Source organism: Streptantibioticus rubrisoli (assembly GCF_024436055.1).
GTDB lineage: Bacteria > Actinomycetota > Actinomycetes > Streptomycetales > Streptomycetaceae > Streptantibioticus_A > Streptantibioticus_A rubrisoli.
Genome location: NZ_JANFNH010000042.1, coordinates 25,514 through 39,629, shown reverse-complemented (window position 1 = coordinate 39,629; position 14,116 = coordinate 25,514). Strand labels below are relative to the sequence as shown.

The following is a 14,116-nucleotide window of genomic DNA, read 5'->3' as shown; positions in this document are numbered from 1 at the left end:
CATGTTCACTGTAGGGAGGCGGCGCACTGCCCGCCTTGCCGCCGCTGTGCTGGCATCCGGCCTGGTAGCCGCTGGTTCGATCATGGGCGCTGGTCCGGCGGTCGCTGACGGTTCCGCCTCGGCTGCGGGCGGCGCCACCGCCACGCTCGGTGGTCTGAAGACCGCCGACACGGCCACGATTCACGAGAACGGCCACGACGAGCATGTCGGTGCCGGTCTGTTCGAGATGTCAGTCGACGGCGGCGGCTCCATCCAGACGTACTGCATCGACATCCACAACCCCACGCAGGACAGCGCCAAGTACCAGGAGGTCGCCTGGGGCGCCTCCTCGCTCGGCGAGAACCCCGACGCGGGCAAGATCAAGTGGATCCTGCAGAACTCCTACCCGCAGGTGAACGACCTCAACGCGCTGGCGCAGGAGGCGGGCGTCCAGTCGCTCACCCCGCAGCTCGCCGCCGCCGGTACCCAGGTCGCCATCTGGCGGTACTCGGACCACATGAACACCGACTCCTCGTCGGTCACCGCGGACAACCCCGACGCGGAGAAGCTAGCCGACTACCTCTTCGGGCACGCCAAGAACAGCTCGGAGCCCCAGGCGTCGCTGTCCCTCACGCCCGCTGTCTCCGGTAAGTCCGGCAGCCGGATCGGCCCGGTCACCGTGCACACCGACGCCAAGACCGCCCAGGTCAGCCTGAACCCGCAGGCCGCGCCGAGCGGTGTGAAGGTGGTCGACAAGAACGGCAAGCCGGTCACCACCGCGACCGACGGCTCACAGCTGTACTTCAACGTTCCGGCCGGTACGCCGGACGGCAACGCCTCGCTGACCGTGCAGGCGACCACCCAGGTCCCGGTCGGTCGGGTGTTCACCGGCGTGGGCCAGTACAAGGTCAGCCAGGTGCAGATCCTGGCCGGTTCCAGCGACAGCACGGTCAGCGCGCAGGCCACCGCCACCTGGGCCAAGAAGGGTGCGATCCCGGCGCTGTCCGCCATGGTCGACTGCGCCAAGGGCGGCGTGGACGTCACCGCCAGCAACAAGGGCGACCAGGCCTTCACCTTCCAGCTCGCGGGCAAGCAGTACACCATCGGCGCGGGCAAGGAGCAGACCGTCACCGTGCCGGTGAAGGAAGGCCAGAGCTACAAGATCACCATCACCGGCCCGAAGGGCTTCTCCAAGACCTTCAGCGGCACCCTCAACTGCAAGACCGCTGGCAGCGGCAGCGGCAGCGGCACCAGCCCGTCCCCGGCCCCGAGCACGCCGTCCTCGACCGGCGGCAACAGCACCGGTGGCGGCAACCTCGCCGAGACCGGTAGCAGCAACGCCACCCCGTACATCGCGGGCGCGGCCGTCGCCCTCGTGGTGATCGGCGGCGGCACGGTCTTCTTCCTGCGCAAGCGGAAGTCGCCCACGGCCGACCAGTGATCACTGACCGGTAATCCGGCCCGGTAGGCCAAGGCCCCGGCACACTCCACGTGTGCCGGGGCTTTCGGCGTTCTGGGCCCGCGGAAGCCGACCACCGCGGCACCGCTCCCGATCGCGTTTCCGCCCCGCCCAGCGCGTACGGCAAGATGGGGTGTATCTGCCCACTCCCAGATCTGCCGGACGGTTTTAAGTTGGCTGAGTACATCTACACCATGCGCAAGGCGCGTAAGGCGCACGGCGACAAGGTGATCCTCGACGATGTGACCCTGAGCTTCCTGCCCGGAGCGAAGATCGGCGTCGTGGGCCCGAACGGAGCCGGTAAGTCCACGGTGCTCAAGATCATGGCCGGTCTTGAGCAGCCCTCCAACGGCGACGCGTTCCTCTCGCCCGGTTACTCGGTCGGCATGCTGCTCCAGGAGCCGCCGCTGGACGAGACCAAGACCGTGCTGGAGAACGTGCAGGACGGCGTGGCCGAGACCAAGGCCAAGCTCGACCGGTTCAACGAGATCGCCGAGCAGATGGCGACCGACTACTCCGACGCGCTGCTGGAGGAGATGGGCAAGCTCCAAGAGCAGCTCGACCACGCCAACGCCTGGGACCTCGACGCCCAGCTGGAGCAGGCCATGGACGCCCTGGGGTGCCCGCCCGGCGACTGGCCGGTGACCAACCTCTCCGGCGGTGAGAAGCGCCGGGTCGCGCTGTGCAAGCTGCTGCTCGAGGCGCCCGACCTGCTGCTGCTCGACGAGCCCACCAACCACCTGGACGCCGAGTCCGTGCAGTGGCTGGAGCAGCACCTGGCCAAGTACGCGGGCACCGTCGTCGCCGTCACCCACGACCGGTACTTCCTGGACAACGTCGCCGAGTGGATCCTGGAGCTGGACCGCGGCCGCGCCCACCCGTACGAGGGCAACTACTCCACGTACCTGGAGAAGAAGGCCTCCCGCCTCAAGGTCGAGGGCCAGAAGGACGCCAAGCGGCAGAAGCGCCTCAAGGATGAGCTGGAGTGGGTCCGCTCCAACGCCAAGGGGCGGCAGGCCAAGTCCAAGGCGCGACTGGCCCGTTACGAGGAGATGGCCGCCGAGGCCGAGAAGATGCGGAAGCTGGACTTCGAGGAGATCCAGATTCCGCCGGGCCCGCGGCTTGGCAATGTGGTGGTCGAGGTGAACAACCTCTCCAAGGCGTTCGGTGAGAAGGTACTCATCGACGACCTGTCGTTCACCCTGCCGCGCAACGGCATCGTCGGCGTCATCGGCCCGAACGGCGCGGGCAAGACCACGCTGTTCAAGATGATCCAGGGTCTGGAGACCCCGGACTCCGGCGACATCAAGGTCGGCGACACGGTCAAGATCTCCTACGTCGACCAGACGCGCGCCAACATCGACCCGAAGAAGACGCTGTGGGCGGTCGTCTCCGACGAGCTGGACTACATCAACGTCGGCCAGGTCGAGATGCCGTCCCGCGCCTATGTGTCGGCGTTCGGCTTCAAGGGCCCGGACCAGCAGAAGCCCGCGGGCGTGCTGTCCGGCGGTGAGCGCAACCGGCTCAACCTGGCGCTCACCCTCAAGCAGGGCGGCAACCTGCTGCTGCTCGACGAGCCGACCAACGACCTGGACGTCGAGACGCTCTCCTCGCTGGAGAACGCGCTGCTGGACTTCCCCGGCTGCGCCGTGGTCGTCTCCCACGACCGCTGGTTCCTGGACCGGATCGCCACCCACATCCTCGCCTACGAGGGCAACTCCAAGTGGTTCTGGTTCGAGGGCAACTTCGAGTCCTACGAGAAGAACAAGATCGAGCGGCTTGGCCCGGAGGCGGCGCGTCCGCACCGTGCCACCTACAAGAAGCTCACCCGGGGCTGAGGGGCGGAGACAGGGGGATGGCCCGTCACGTCTACCGTTGCCCGCTGCGTTGGTCGGACATGGACGCCTTCGGCCATGTCAACAACGCGGTCTTCATCCGCTACCTGGAGGAGGCGCGGATCGACCTCACGTTCCGCCTGGCGCCCGGCGAAGGCAGTGACTCCTTCGCCGGGGGGTCCGTGGTGGCCCGGCACGAGATCGACTATCTGCGTCCGCTGGTCCACCGGTACGAGCCGGTGACCGTGGAGACCTGGGTGACGAAGATCAGCGCCGCGTCGGTGCACTACTCGTACGAGGTCAAGGACGAGGAGCACGTGTACGTGCGGGCGACGACGGTCGTGGTCCCGTACAACCTCGCCGCGGGGCGGCCACGCCGCGTCACGGCCGAGGAACGCGCCTTCCTGGAGACCTACCGCGACGACGAGCGCACGGAGGAGGCCGTCGCGGTATGACGCAGCTGCCCAGCCAGCTGCGGCTGGCCGACACCGGGGAGGCGGCGGATCTCGCCGCCTTCCTGGTCCGCCTGCTGCGCTGGGACAAGTCCGCGGTGGTACGGCTGCAGGTGGCGGGCCGGGCGCTCGCGGTCTTCGGCCAGCCGCCGTTCGGCGGCGTACTGGCGGTGCGGACCTGCGCGCTGGCCGATCCGTGCGAGTGCGACGCGACGGTCTCGGCGGGCCAATTCCTGGACGCCGTCGACGAGTCGGCGGCCACGGCCACCGTACCGCCGGGAGTGACCGGCCCGTCCTGGGCCGGTGTGCTGCCGCCGCGCCGCGGTTGGCGGCGGATCGCCGAGCTGGACGCGGAGCAGCTGCGGGAGGCGGCGGCCGGGGTCATCGCCGAATTCCGGGCGCGCACCGAGGCGTTGGACCCGGAGAAGCGGACGCGCGGCGAGCTTGACGCGCTCGCCGCGCAGGTTTGGTCCCGGAGCCTCGGGGAGACGGAGTTGCCGCTTCGGGCGGTGCATGCCGCGCATGCGCTGGGGTTCCTGCGTCCGGTGCGGGTTTCCGCCGGAGGCGGCGGGGCGGCACCCGCCGACGGCCCGGGACTCTTCACTTCCGGGCCTTGGTTGCGGCTCGGTACGGCGTACGGGTCGGTGGTCGTTCGGCGTGCCTCCGGCCTGGGGCTGGTGGTCAGTCCGGTTTAGCGGCCGCGACCGCGTTGGTGGGCCGCCCCTTGTGGCCTTTGCGCCCCTGAGGCCTTCCCTTTTCGCCGCTTGGCGCCTTTTGTGGCCTGTTCGCCTCTCTGCGGGCTGCGGCTGGTCCGGCACCGCCGGGCTCCGACGTGGTGGTTGTGGTTGCTCGGTGTCTCGGCGGGGCGGCTGAGAACGTGCGGCTCCGCCGCAGGGGCCTGGGGCTTGCCCCGGACAAGAGGCTGGGGGCATGCCCGCGGTGGGAAGGAGCCGCTCAGCCGGGCGTGTTGATCATGGACGCGGCCGCGTAGACCAGGTAGTCCCACAGCTGGCGCTCATGCTCGGGGGCCAGCCCGGCCTCATCCACCGCCACCCGCATGTGCGCGAGCCATGCGTCATGCGCGGCGCGGTCGACCTGGAACGGGACGTGCCGCATCCGCAGCCGGGGGTGGCCGCGGTTCTCGCTGTAGGTGCGGGGACCGCCCCAGTACTGCATGAGGAACAGCGTGAGCCGCTCCTCCGCCGGGCCGAGGTCCTCCTCGGGGTACATCGCGCGCAGGACAGGGTCCTGCGCCACCCCCTCGTAGAAGCGGTGCACCAGGCGGCGGAAGGTCGGCTCACCGCCGACGGCCTCGTAGAACGTCTGCTGCTGTACCGTTCCGCGCGGGATCTCGGTCACTGAAACCTTCCTTGCCATCGCTTTCCGATTCGCGGCGTCCCTCCATGGTCGCAGATGGCGCGACGGACGACTTGGGTCCTGGGTCCGCCGGTACCACAGTGGAAGCGTGGACTCGGACCGTTGGGCGCGCACCGCGGGCCTGCTGCGGGCACGGCTGGTACGGCGGATCTTGGACGCCGGTACCCTGCGTGACCCCGCGTGGCGCACCGCGTTCGAGCAGGTGCCGCGGCATGTGTTCGTGCCGTACTACTACCGCCCGTACCCCGGTGGCCGGGGCTGGGACCGGCTGGCCGCGGACGATCCGGACCCGCGCCGCAGGGCCCGCTGGCTCGCCGGGGCGTACGAGGACATACCGCTGGTCACCCGGGTCCAAGAGGGCCAGTTGGTCTCGTCGAGCAGCCAACCGTCGTTGATGGCGATGATGCTGGAGGCGCTGGAGGTACAGCAGGGCCAGGCGGTACTCGAAATCGGTACCGGGACCGGCTACAACGCGGCCCTGCTCGCACACCGTCTCGGCGGCTGCGCGGTCACCACCGTCGACCTGGAGGAGGAGATCACCGACGCCGCCCGCGACCATCTGGCCGCTGTCGGCTTCGTCTCCCAGGGACGCGGCCGGGTCACCGTGCTCACCGGGGACGGCGCGCTCGGCTGCCATGAACGGGCGCCGTTCGACCGGATCATGGCGACCTGCGAGCTGGCCTCGGTGCCCGAAGCCTGGCTGCGGCAGTGCCGACCGGGCGGCATGGTGCTGGCGCCGATCGCGGACGGGCTGGCCGCGCTGCGGGTCACCGACGCCGCGCACGCCGAGGGGCGCTTCCTGGACACTCCCGCGTACTTCGTGGCGCTGCGCGGATCCGGCGCCCCACCGCATCCGCTGCCCGCGCCGGTGGGGGAGGACGGGCGGGTGCGCGGCACCAATGTGCCGCCGGTGGTGCTGGACGACGACGTGTTCCGGTTCGTACTGGCGTTGTCGGCGGGGGAGTTGGAGGTCAGTTGGGCCTTCGGCGGTGGCGGCGTGGCGATCGCCGCGCCGGACGGCTCCACGGTGCGGGCGCAGCGCGACGGCACGGTGCTGGTCTCCGGGCCGCGCGATCTGTGGGCGGTGGTCGAGGACAGCTACCGCCTCTGGCGGCGGGAGCGGTTTCCGCGCCGGGCGCGGTTCGGGGTGAGCGTTTCCGGCTCGCGCCAGTGGGCGTGGCTTGACGCGCCCGACGGGCCGTGTGTGTGGCCGCTTGGCTGAGGATGGTTCGGCACCGCCGGGCTCCGTCGTTGCGGTTGCTCGCCCGTTGTGGTTGCCCCCCGCCGCGGGGGATCTTCCGGGGGCTGCGGCCCCCAGACCCCTCGCCTCCCACCCCCGCGCGGAGGCCGAACTCCGGCGCTGCGCCCCCGGCCCCCGCCAGCGTGGAACGCCGGAAGCTATCCCCGCCGCAGGGTGATCGTCGTCCAGGCGCCGACGTGGACCCGGTCGCCGTCCGCCAAGTCGACCGGCTGGTACGGCGTTATGGGGTCGGCGCCCCCGTTCAGCGTGGTGCCGTTGGTGGAGTTCTGGTCGACCACCGACCAGCCGCCGTCCGGCTTGCGGACCAGCACGGCGTGCTTGTGCGAGACGCCCGGATCCTCCGGGGGACGCGACAGGTCGATGTCCGGCGCCTCGCCGGTGCTGTGCCTGCGGCGGCCGATGGTGACCTGGGCGCTGGTCAGCGGGACGTACTGCTCCGGCGAGTAGGTGGGAAAGTACAGCCCCGAGCCGTCGGCCTCGCTGCGCGCCATCATCGCCGTGAAGTACTCCCGGTCCGCGGCCACGATCGCGGTCCACGTGGTGACCGCCGGATCCCGCCCCGGCAGCACGGACTGCTCCTGCCGTACCGGCGGTTCGGGCGCCGCGGCGGCGGAGGCGCTGCCACCGCTCGGTGGGGACAGCAGGAAGTCGCCGTCGTCCCCGGACTCGACCTCACCGGAGATCGTGGCGTTCGGCGGCAGCGGTTCCGCGGGGCGGTTCATCTGCGAGGGCCGTGAACTCGTCCGCTCGTACGGCGGCGGATAGTCGGGCCGCACGTACGGCGGAGGGGGCGGTGGCGGTAGGGACGACGCGGTGTGGCTGAGGAAGTTGTAGCGGCACTCCTCGCAGAACGCCGCCTGCCCCTCGCGCAACGTGCCGCAGCTCGGGCAGTGCTCGGCGGCCATCGTCGCTTCCGGGTCGGCCGTGACGGTGGCGGACGGCGAAGAGGCTGGCGCGGGCACACCGGGGCCGGCCGCGGGCGCGGACATGCGCAGCCCGCACACCTCGCACCAGTCGTCGCTCAACGACTGGTGCCCGTTAGGACAGGTCGGCATGTGGTCGAGTCCCCCTCCCATCGCACCCAAGTGTGCCCAGGTGCCTACTTCTTCACTCGGACGGTCTTCGTGGACCGCGTCTCCAACGTCATCTCGTCGGCGTCCGCGACCTTCTGCTTCAGCCGCACAGTACCTGTCGCCACATCGACCACGTCCACCACCTTCGCCAGCAGCTTCGCGGTGTCCTCATTGCCGGATTCCGTGGCGAGTTGCACCGCGCGTCCCAGTTTGGAGGTGGCCGTGTCGAGATCGCCCGCCTTGCGGGCTTCCAGGCCCTGTTGGATCACCTGGGCCAGTTCGGCCTGGCCCGTGTAGTGCGCGACCTGTGCGTTGATCTTGGTGGAGGCGGCCATGTCGTCGGTCCACACCGCGCGCACCAGGCCCTGGCTCAGCACCTGCGGCGCACCGCCGTCCGCCGACGGCAGCACCAGTGAGACCCGCGCCGCCAGCATCTCCTGTCCCACCCCGGCGGGCGGCACCTCCACGCAGACGTGGTAGTCGCGCGACTCGTCGCCCCAGGAACCGGTCGGGTAGTCCCCGGCCCGTGGCCCGGCCTCGACCCGCCGGTCGGTCAACTCCTCGACGGTGGGGGCCACTTGCTTGACGTACTTGATCCGGGTGCCCTTCGGAGTCCACAGCCGCAGGCTGACATCGGCGACCTCCTTGCCCATCGCGGTCTCCATCATCTGCCGGAAGTCCGCTTCCAGACCGGACGGATCGGCGACGATGTCGGCGGTGCCGAGCAGCGCCGAGGCGATCCCGGTGACCTCCTTGACCTCCCAGTCGGTGCCGACGCCGCGGCAGTCACAGGTGAAGCGTCCGGCGCAGTCGTCCAGCGCGGCCCGCAACTCCTCCGGCTTCTCATGCTCGTTGCGGCCGTCGGTGAGCAGGATGCCGTGGCGTATCGCCACGTCGGCCGAGGACAGCAGCCGGTCGGCGAGCCGCAGCCAGGTGCCGATCGCGGTGCCACCGCTCGGCTTGAGCTTGCGCAGCGCCTGCTTGGCCTGCTCCCGGGTGGCCGGATCGGCGATCGCCGTCCGCCCGTTGCCGGGATAGACCTCCTCGGCCTTGTGGGTGCCCGCGACCACCGCGAACGCCACGCCGTCGCGAATGGTGTCGATCGCGGCGGCGGTGGCCTCCCGGGCGTTGCGCATCTTGGTCGGTGGGTAGTCCATGGAACCCGAGCAGTCCACCATGATCACCACGGCGGCGCTGGACGCGCTGGCTCCCGGGTGGCTGCCCGTGGTGCCGCCGCCGGTGGACGTCACGGTGACGATCGCGTTGACCTCACCGGCGCCTTCCGGCAGGTACTCGTTCTGGTAGACCTCGGCGGTGAACTGCGGAACGGGCGACTTGGAAAAGTTGGCCATCGACGGGCTCCTTGACCCTTGTGTCAGCGAGTGGCGCATCAGTGCGCGGCGGGGTACGGAAACGGAACGCACACCGCGATCAGCCGGGTTGCGGCGTGGGGAACGGCAGCACCGCGACCGTGACGTTGTCGTGGCCGCCGCCGTCGAGCGCCACACCCACCAGGGTCCGCGCGCTGCGCAGCGGATGCTCGCGGGCGTCCGCCGGAACGACGGCGGCCAACTCGGCCGCGGACTCCGCGTAGTTCCACAGCCCGTCGGTGCACACGATCACCACACCGGGCCGGTCGGGCTGGAACGACGCGGTGTGCGGGTCTAGTTCCACCGCGTCCGCGCCGAGCCAGCCGGTGATGGCGTGGGCCCTGACATCCGCGTACGCCTCGGCCTCGGACATCAGTCCTGCCTCGACCATCCGGGCCGCCCAGGAGTCGTCCTCGGTGAGCCGGGCGGGCTGCTCGCCGGTGCGGTCGTCCGGGATCCAGTACGCGCGGCTGTCGCCGATCCAGCCGACGGTGAGCAGATCACCGGTGGTGATGGCGCTGACGCAGGTACAGGCAGGAGCGTTCGCGTCCGGGTCCGGATCATGGTCGTCGGCAAGGGAGTTGACCGCCTCGGCGGCCGTGAGCAGCGCCTGGTGCATCGCCTCCCGTGGCGCCGTGCCGTCCGCCAGCGCGGTGCGCAGCGACGCGCTCGCCGACCGGGCGGCGGCGGCCGACGCCTCGTCCGGGCGGGCCGCGGAGGACACACCGTCGCAGACCACCGCGACCACCGCCGGACCGCCGTCCGGCAGGTCGACCGTGCAGACCGCGAAGGCGTCCTCGTTGCGGTGGTGCCTCAGCCCACGGTCGGTGACCGCGGCGACCCCGGCCAACTCCTCCTCCATGTGGTCGCGTTCGCGCGGCTGGGCGTGCCCGCAGTGCCCGCAGTAACCGTCGGGGTCCACCGTGCCGGTGCCGCAGGCCACGCACGGCCGGGCCGGGGAGTCCCCCTCGGTCAGCAGCACCTCGCGCGGATCGGTGGCCCCCGCCCGCGGCACCACGCCCGGTGCCGAGTGCTCCGGCCGCGGCGCCTGGTACGGCGTGGCGGCCGCGGACAACTCGGGCGGCGCCAGCCCGTAGTCACCGGGCGCGGTGTCCGGCTCCTGGCGGGGCGGCGGCGGACCGTATCCCGGTGCCGGGCGCCCGGCGGCCGGCTCGCCGGTGCGGGGGGCGACCAGCGAGCCGTCCGCGTGGGCTGGCGGCTGCCACGGTTTGCGGGCGGACGCGACCGCCGCGGCGGCCAGGTCCGTACCGCAGTTGCCGCAGAACTTGTCCTCGGGTTCCAGCCGTTCGGCACAGGACGGGCAGACGGTCAGTTGCGGCATTGGCTACACCCACGTCCGGGGGCGGAAGCGGTTGGCCCGCTCCACCAGTTCGATCCTTTCCTCGCCGCGCTGGGCGAGCCGGGCCAGGACACGGTACGAGCGTTCGAGGCCGAAGCGCAGTTCGCGCTCTTCGACGGCGTTGCCCAGCAGGGCGATCTGCACCGTACCGCTCGGGGTGCCGTGCCGGCCCGCCAACACCCAGTCGAGGGCGCTGCCCAGCACCTCGGTCGCCAACTCCTCGCGGCGTACCGCGTCGAGACCCAGTGTGCCCAGCTTCTCCACCTGCCCGGAGGCGGCGGCCAGATCGTCCAGCAGCGGGTCCTGGGCGCAGCGGGCGCGCAGCCGGGCGCGCACCGCGGCCACCCGGGCCGCGGTGTAGTGGATCGAGGACTCCGGGATCGACTCCAGGGCGCGCACCGCGGCGGCCCGGTCGCCCGCCGCCAGCCGCACCCGGGCGAGACCGAACGCCGCGCTGACGTACGCCTGGTCGGTGGCCCACACCAGTCCGTAGTACTCGGCGGCGTTGTCCAACTGGCCCAGCACCTCGGCGCAGATGCCCAGCGCCAGCTTGGGCGCGCACTCGCCGGGGAACGCGTCGTAGACCGCGTCGAAGGCGAGCGCCGCGGTCTCGTGGTCGCCCTCGGTGAGCGCCCACAGCCCGCGGTACCACACCACCCGCCAGTCGTCCGGATGCTGCTCCTCCAGCGCGCTCAGGGCCTGTGCGGCGTTGGCCCGGTCGCCCATCTCCAGCCGGGCGCGCAGTTCCCGCAGCCGCTTCTCCACCGAGTCGGTGGGCGCCGCGCCCAGCGCCGCGATCAACTCGCCGGGCGCCGCCGCCAACAGACCGGCCAGGAAACCGGCGTTGGGGTCGCCCGGGTCCACCAGCGGTACCGGCAGCGTCAGCGCGGCGGCGTGCGCGTCGAGCGGCACGGTGATGGCGGGGGCGCCCGCGCCGCCCCCGCCGCCCGCGTTGAACATGTGCGGGCAGTTGGGGCCGAAGGCCTCCGGCGTGGCGGCGCCCGGCAGTTGGCCCGCCGCCTGCGCGGTGGCGCCGGTTCCGGCGGCGGGGTACGAAGCCGCCCGCTGCCCGGGTACCGCTGGCGGCTGGCCGCCACCCGCCGGTGCCTTGCCCGCGCGGGGCAGCCGCGGCAGACCGAAGCCCGTGGCGGACAGCGGCCTGGCACCCAACACCGACACATCGCCCTCGCGCGGCGCCACCAACTCGGTGTCCACCACCCGCAGTTCGGTGCCGAACAGCGTGGACAGCGCCGGGCGCGGCTTGCCGGTGCGCAGCGCCACGACCTCGCGCAGCACACCGGTGAGCTGCTCGGCCATCTCGTCCGCCGAGGAGAACCGCCGCCCGGGGTCGGGGTCGGTGGCGCGCACCAGCAGCCGGTAGAACGACTCGTACCTGGAGAAGACCTCGATGTGCTCCGGATCGGGCAGGCTGTCGGCGAAGACGTTGGTGTAGCCCTGGAAGTCGAAGGTGAGCACGGCGAGGGTGCGGGCGACCGTGTAGAGGTCGGAGGCGACGGACGGGCCGACCTCGGCGACCTCCGGCGCCTGGTAGCCGATGGTGCCGTAGATCGGGCTGTCCGTGTCGTCCATCCGCCGGACCGCGCCCATGTCGATCAGCTTGAGCCGGTCCTCCTGCTGGATCGCGTTGTCCACCTTGAAGTCGCAGTACAGCAGGTTGCGGCTGTGCAGATGGCCGAGGGCCTCAAGTGCCTCGATGCCGTAGGCGATCGCCTGCTCCACCGGCAGCGGCTCGCGCCGGCCGTCCGCGGCACGGCGGTCGTTGGCGATCTCCTTGAGCGACTTGCCGCCGACGTACTCCATGACGATGTAGCCGTCGAGGGTGCCGGTGCGCTGGTCGAGGTGTTCCACGAAGTTGTAGATGCGGACGATGTTGGGGTGCTCGATCTCGGCGAGGAACCGCCGCTCGGAGACCGCCGCGGCCAGCGCGTCCTCGTCCCCGGTGTCCAACAGGCCCTTGAGCACCACCCAGCGGTCACTGACCGCCCGGTCCACCGCCAGGTAGATCCAGCCGAGGCCGCCGTGCGCGAGGCAGCCGACCACCTCGTACTGCCCGTGCACCACATCGCCCGGGCGCAGCTTGGGGGTGAACGAGTACGGGTTGCCGCACTTGGTGCAGAAGCCCTCGGTGCGTCCCGGCCGGTCGCCGCGCGAACGGCCCACCTGCGCCTCGCACTTGCTGCAGTACCGCTTGCGCTCCGGGACCTCCGGGTTGGCCAGCACCGCGCTGCGCGGATCGGGCCGCGGAATCGTCGGCACCGACACCAGACCCGCGCCCAGCCTGCCGCGCGCCGAACCGCTGCTGCCGGACCGCGAACTGCGCACCGACACCGAACGCCCGGAGACGGCGCCGGACAACCGCCCGGACACCGAACGCCGCGAAGAACGCGACGAGGTGGAACCGGAGGTGCGCGACGAGGGCGCTGAAGAACCGCTTCCGCTACTGCTGCGGGCGGACGGTACGGAGGGCGCGGAGCCCGCGGTCGCGCTGTTGGCCGGGGTAGCGGCCGGGGCCAGTCCGCAGGTGTCGCAGTACAGCTCGCCGCCGCCGACGTCCTCCAACGTCCCGGCGCAGCCAGGCCGTCCACACTTCATCGGGTCTCTCCTTCACGGTCCGACGGACCGCCTTGTCCTCCGGGAACCAGCACTTCCGCGACCGCCTGCTGGTAGCGCCGCACCGCGTGCTCCGCCGCCCGCAGGTCGCACGGCGCGCTCCACAGCAGCCGTCGTGCCTGGTCGTACCGCTCCACGAGCAGCGGATCCTCCGCCACCCGGTGCCGCGCCGCCTTCGCCTTGTACGCGTCCAACCGGCCACGCAACTCGGCCCGGACCGCGAGCGGCGCGGTGACCGCGGTCAACGACGCGCGGGCCCGGTCGAGTTCCTCATCCGCCCGTTGCTCCAGGTCGTCGAGCAGCGGGGAGAGCAGGTGCCAGCGGGCCGCCCGGTGGTGCTCGGCCGCCGCCGCCAACTGCTCGCGCAGCGCCGTGGCGGGGCCGTTGACCGCCGGGACCTCCGAGGCGGCGATCTTCGCCAGCACCTCGCCGCGCGCGGCGCGCGCCTCGGCGAGCGTACGGTCGGCGCGCGAGAGCACGTCCCGCAGCCGCAGCAGCCGGTCCTCGGCGTCATCCCGTACGTGCAGTACCGCCTCGACCTCGCGGCGGATGTCCTCCAGCTCGTGCTCGGCGCGGTCGTAACGGCCGGTGTCCGGGCGGCCGTTGCCCCGGCCGCCCCTGGGCGGCAGCCAGAAGGCGAGCGGGTCGGCCACCACCTCGGCGCGCAGCGCGGCCAGATCGGCGAGCAGCCGCTCCAGGTCGTCCCCGGCCGGGTGCTCGCCCGGCGTCACACCCACCGAGCGGGCCAGCGACCGTACCCGCTGGGCCTCGGCGGAGAGCAGGTCGATGCGGGCGGGCAGCGCCGACCAGACCGCGTCAGAGGCCGAGACCACCTCGATGACCTGCTGGTACCAGCCGTTCATCCGCTCCACGAGCTGTTCCAGGCTGATCTGCTCGCTCAGCCGGGCCGGGCCGGTGAGCGGGCGGGCCAGATCCGGCAGCGCGCCGCCGGAGACGGTGACCCCGGTGCCGCGCAGCAGATCGGTCAGCTCGGCCAGATCGCCGGGCGACGGCCAGCGGCGTCTGCCGCGCAGCTCACGGGCGGCGTTCAGCGCGGTGCCGTACGCGTCGAAGTGCGCCCACAGCAGTGGGATCGCGGGTTCGGCGGCGGCCCACCGTTCCTTCGTCTCCCCGGTCAACTCGGCCCCCTCGAGCAGCCTGCGGCCCGCATGGTCCTGGAGCGCCAGCAGCGAGGACTCGATGGCCTCGTACTCCGAGCCGAGTCGCGCGAGTGCGCGGTCCACCTCCTCCCGGCTCATCACCGGACCACTAGGACCCGCTGCGGCCATCGAACTCCCCTCTTGTCCCTGTCATCCGCA

At 71.8% G+C, this 14,116-nt stretch carries 11 protein-coding genes; 5 read left to right on the top strand and 6 right to left on the bottom strand.

The genetic code is table 11. The features are described from left to right. Nucleotide 1 precedes the first annotated feature (1 nt). The 4 genes from NON19_RS26320 to NON19_RS26305 all read left to right on the top strand — a co-directional run bounded on the left by NON19_RS26320 (nt 2) and on the right by NON19_RS26305 (nt 4,420). On the top strand, nt 2-1,420 hold the full coding sequence (locus tag NON19_RS26320) for a Cys-Gln thioester bond-forming surface protein (RefSeq protein WP_255931571.1): 1,419 nt from the start codon (nt 2-4) through the stop codon (nt 1,418-1,420). Between the two features lie 191 nt (nt 1,421-1,611). Further along, nucleotides 1,612-3,276: an energy-dependent translational throttle protein EttA gene (gene ettA, locus NON19_RS26315; RefSeq protein ID WP_255931570.1), complete on the top strand. Its 1,665-nt coding sequence runs from the start codon at nt 1,612-1,614 to the stop codon at nt 3,274-3,276. 17 nt (nt 3,277-3,293) lie between these two features. After that, entirely contained in the window at nt 3,294-3,728 is a 435-nt protein-coding gene (locus tag NON19_RS26310) for an acyl-CoA thioesterase (protein ID WP_255931569.1), read from the top strand. Beyond that, complete coding sequence (locus NON19_RS26305; RefSeq protein WP_255931568.1) at nt 3,725-4,420, top strand: DUF8010 domain-containing protein; 696 nt, start codon at nt 3,725-3,727, stop codon at nt 4,418-4,420. The genes NON19_RS26310 and NON19_RS26305 overlap by 4 nt, the downstream gene beginning before the upstream one ends. 259 nt (nt 4,421-4,679) lie before the next feature. Here the strand turns inward: NON19_RS26305 and NON19_RS26300 are convergent, their stop codons facing one another. Further along, nucleotides 4,680-5,084 carry a globin gene (locus tag NON19_RS26300; protein WP_308213735.1) on the bottom strand — a complete coding sequence of 135 codons (405 nt, stop codon included), beginning with the start codon at nt 5,082-5,084 and terminating at the stop codon, nt 4,680-4,682. Between the two features lie 106 nt (nt 5,085-5,190). On the opposite strand from NON19_RS26300, the gene NON19_RS26295 reads away from it, so the two are divergent. Further along, a complete protein-coding gene (locus NON19_RS26295) occupies nt 5,191-6,324 on the top strand; it encodes a methyltransferase domain-containing protein (RefSeq protein ID WP_255931566.1) in 1,134 nt (377 codons plus the stop codon). Nucleotides 6,325-6,500: 176 nt separating this feature from the next. On the opposite strand, the gene NON19_RS26290 is transcribed toward NON19_RS26295, so the two are convergent. The 5 genes from NON19_RS26290 to NON19_RS26270 form a co-directional block, all read right to left on the bottom strand. Beyond that, entirely contained in the window at nt 6,501-7,418 is a 918-nt protein-coding gene (locus tag NON19_RS26290) for an FHA domain-containing protein (RefSeq protein ID WP_255931565.1), read from the bottom strand. Nucleotides 7,419-7,462: 44 nt separating this feature from the next. Continuing rightward, on the bottom strand, nt 7,463-8,788 hold the full coding sequence (locus NON19_RS26285) for a vWA domain-containing protein (RefSeq protein ID WP_255931564.1): 1,326 nt from the start codon (nt 8,786-8,788) through the stop codon (nt 7,463-7,465). Nucleotides 8,789-8,867: 79 nt separating this feature from the next. Then, a complete protein-coding gene (locus tag NON19_RS26280) occupies nt 8,868-10,148 on the bottom strand; it encodes a PP2C family protein-serine/threonine phosphatase (RefSeq protein WP_255931563.1) in 1,281 nt (426 codons plus the stop codon). A 3-nt stretch (nt 10,149-10,151) separates the two neighbouring features. Next, complete coding sequence (locus NON19_RS26275; protein ID WP_255931562.1) at nt 10,152-12,779, bottom strand: serine/threonine-protein kinase; 2,628 nt, start codon at nt 12,777-12,779, stop codon at nt 10,152-10,154. Then, a complete protein-coding gene (locus NON19_RS26270) occupies nt 12,776-14,086 on the bottom strand; it encodes a hypothetical protein (RefSeq protein WP_255931561.1) in 1,311 nt (436 codons plus the stop codon). The genes NON19_RS26275 and NON19_RS26270 overlap by 4 nt, the downstream gene beginning before the upstream one ends. Between the last annotated feature and the right edge of the window lie 30 nt (nt 14,087-14,116).

What these genes read in the sequence shown, in the direction of transcription:
- NON19_RS26270 (WP_255931561.1), bottom strand. Translation starts at nt 14,086, where the DNA reads ATGGCCGCAGCGGGTCCTAGTGGTCCGGTGATGAGCCGGGAGGAGGTG.
- NON19_RS26280 (WP_255931563.1), bottom strand. Translation starts at nt 10,148, where the DNA reads ATGCCGCAACTGACCGTCTGCCCGTCCTGTGCCGAACGGCTGGAACCC.
- NON19_RS26275 (WP_255931562.1), bottom strand. Translation starts at nt 12,779, where the DNA reads ATGAAGTGTGGACGGCCTGGCTGCGCCGGGACGTTGGAGGACGTCGGC.
- NON19_RS26305 (WP_255931568.1), top strand. Translation starts at nt 3,725, where the DNA reads ATGACGCAGCTGCCCAGCCAGCTGCGGCTGGCCGACACCGGGGAGGCG.
- NON19_RS26290 (WP_255931565.1), bottom strand. Translation starts at nt 7,418, where the DNA reads ATGCCGACCTGTCCTAACGGGCACCAGTCGTTGAGCGACGACTGGTGC.
- NON19_RS26285 (WP_255931564.1), bottom strand. Translation starts at nt 8,788, where the DNA reads ATGGCCAACTTTTCCAAGTCGCCCGTTCCGCAGTTCACCGCCGAGGTC.
- NON19_RS26320 (WP_255931571.1), top strand. Translation starts at nt 2, where the DNA reads ATGTTCACTGTAGGGAGGCGGCGCACTGCCCGCCTTGCCGCCGCTGTG.
- NON19_RS26310 (WP_255931569.1), top strand. Translation starts at nt 3,294, where the DNA reads ATGGCCCGTCACGTCTACCGTTGCCCGCTGCGTTGGTCGGACATGGAC.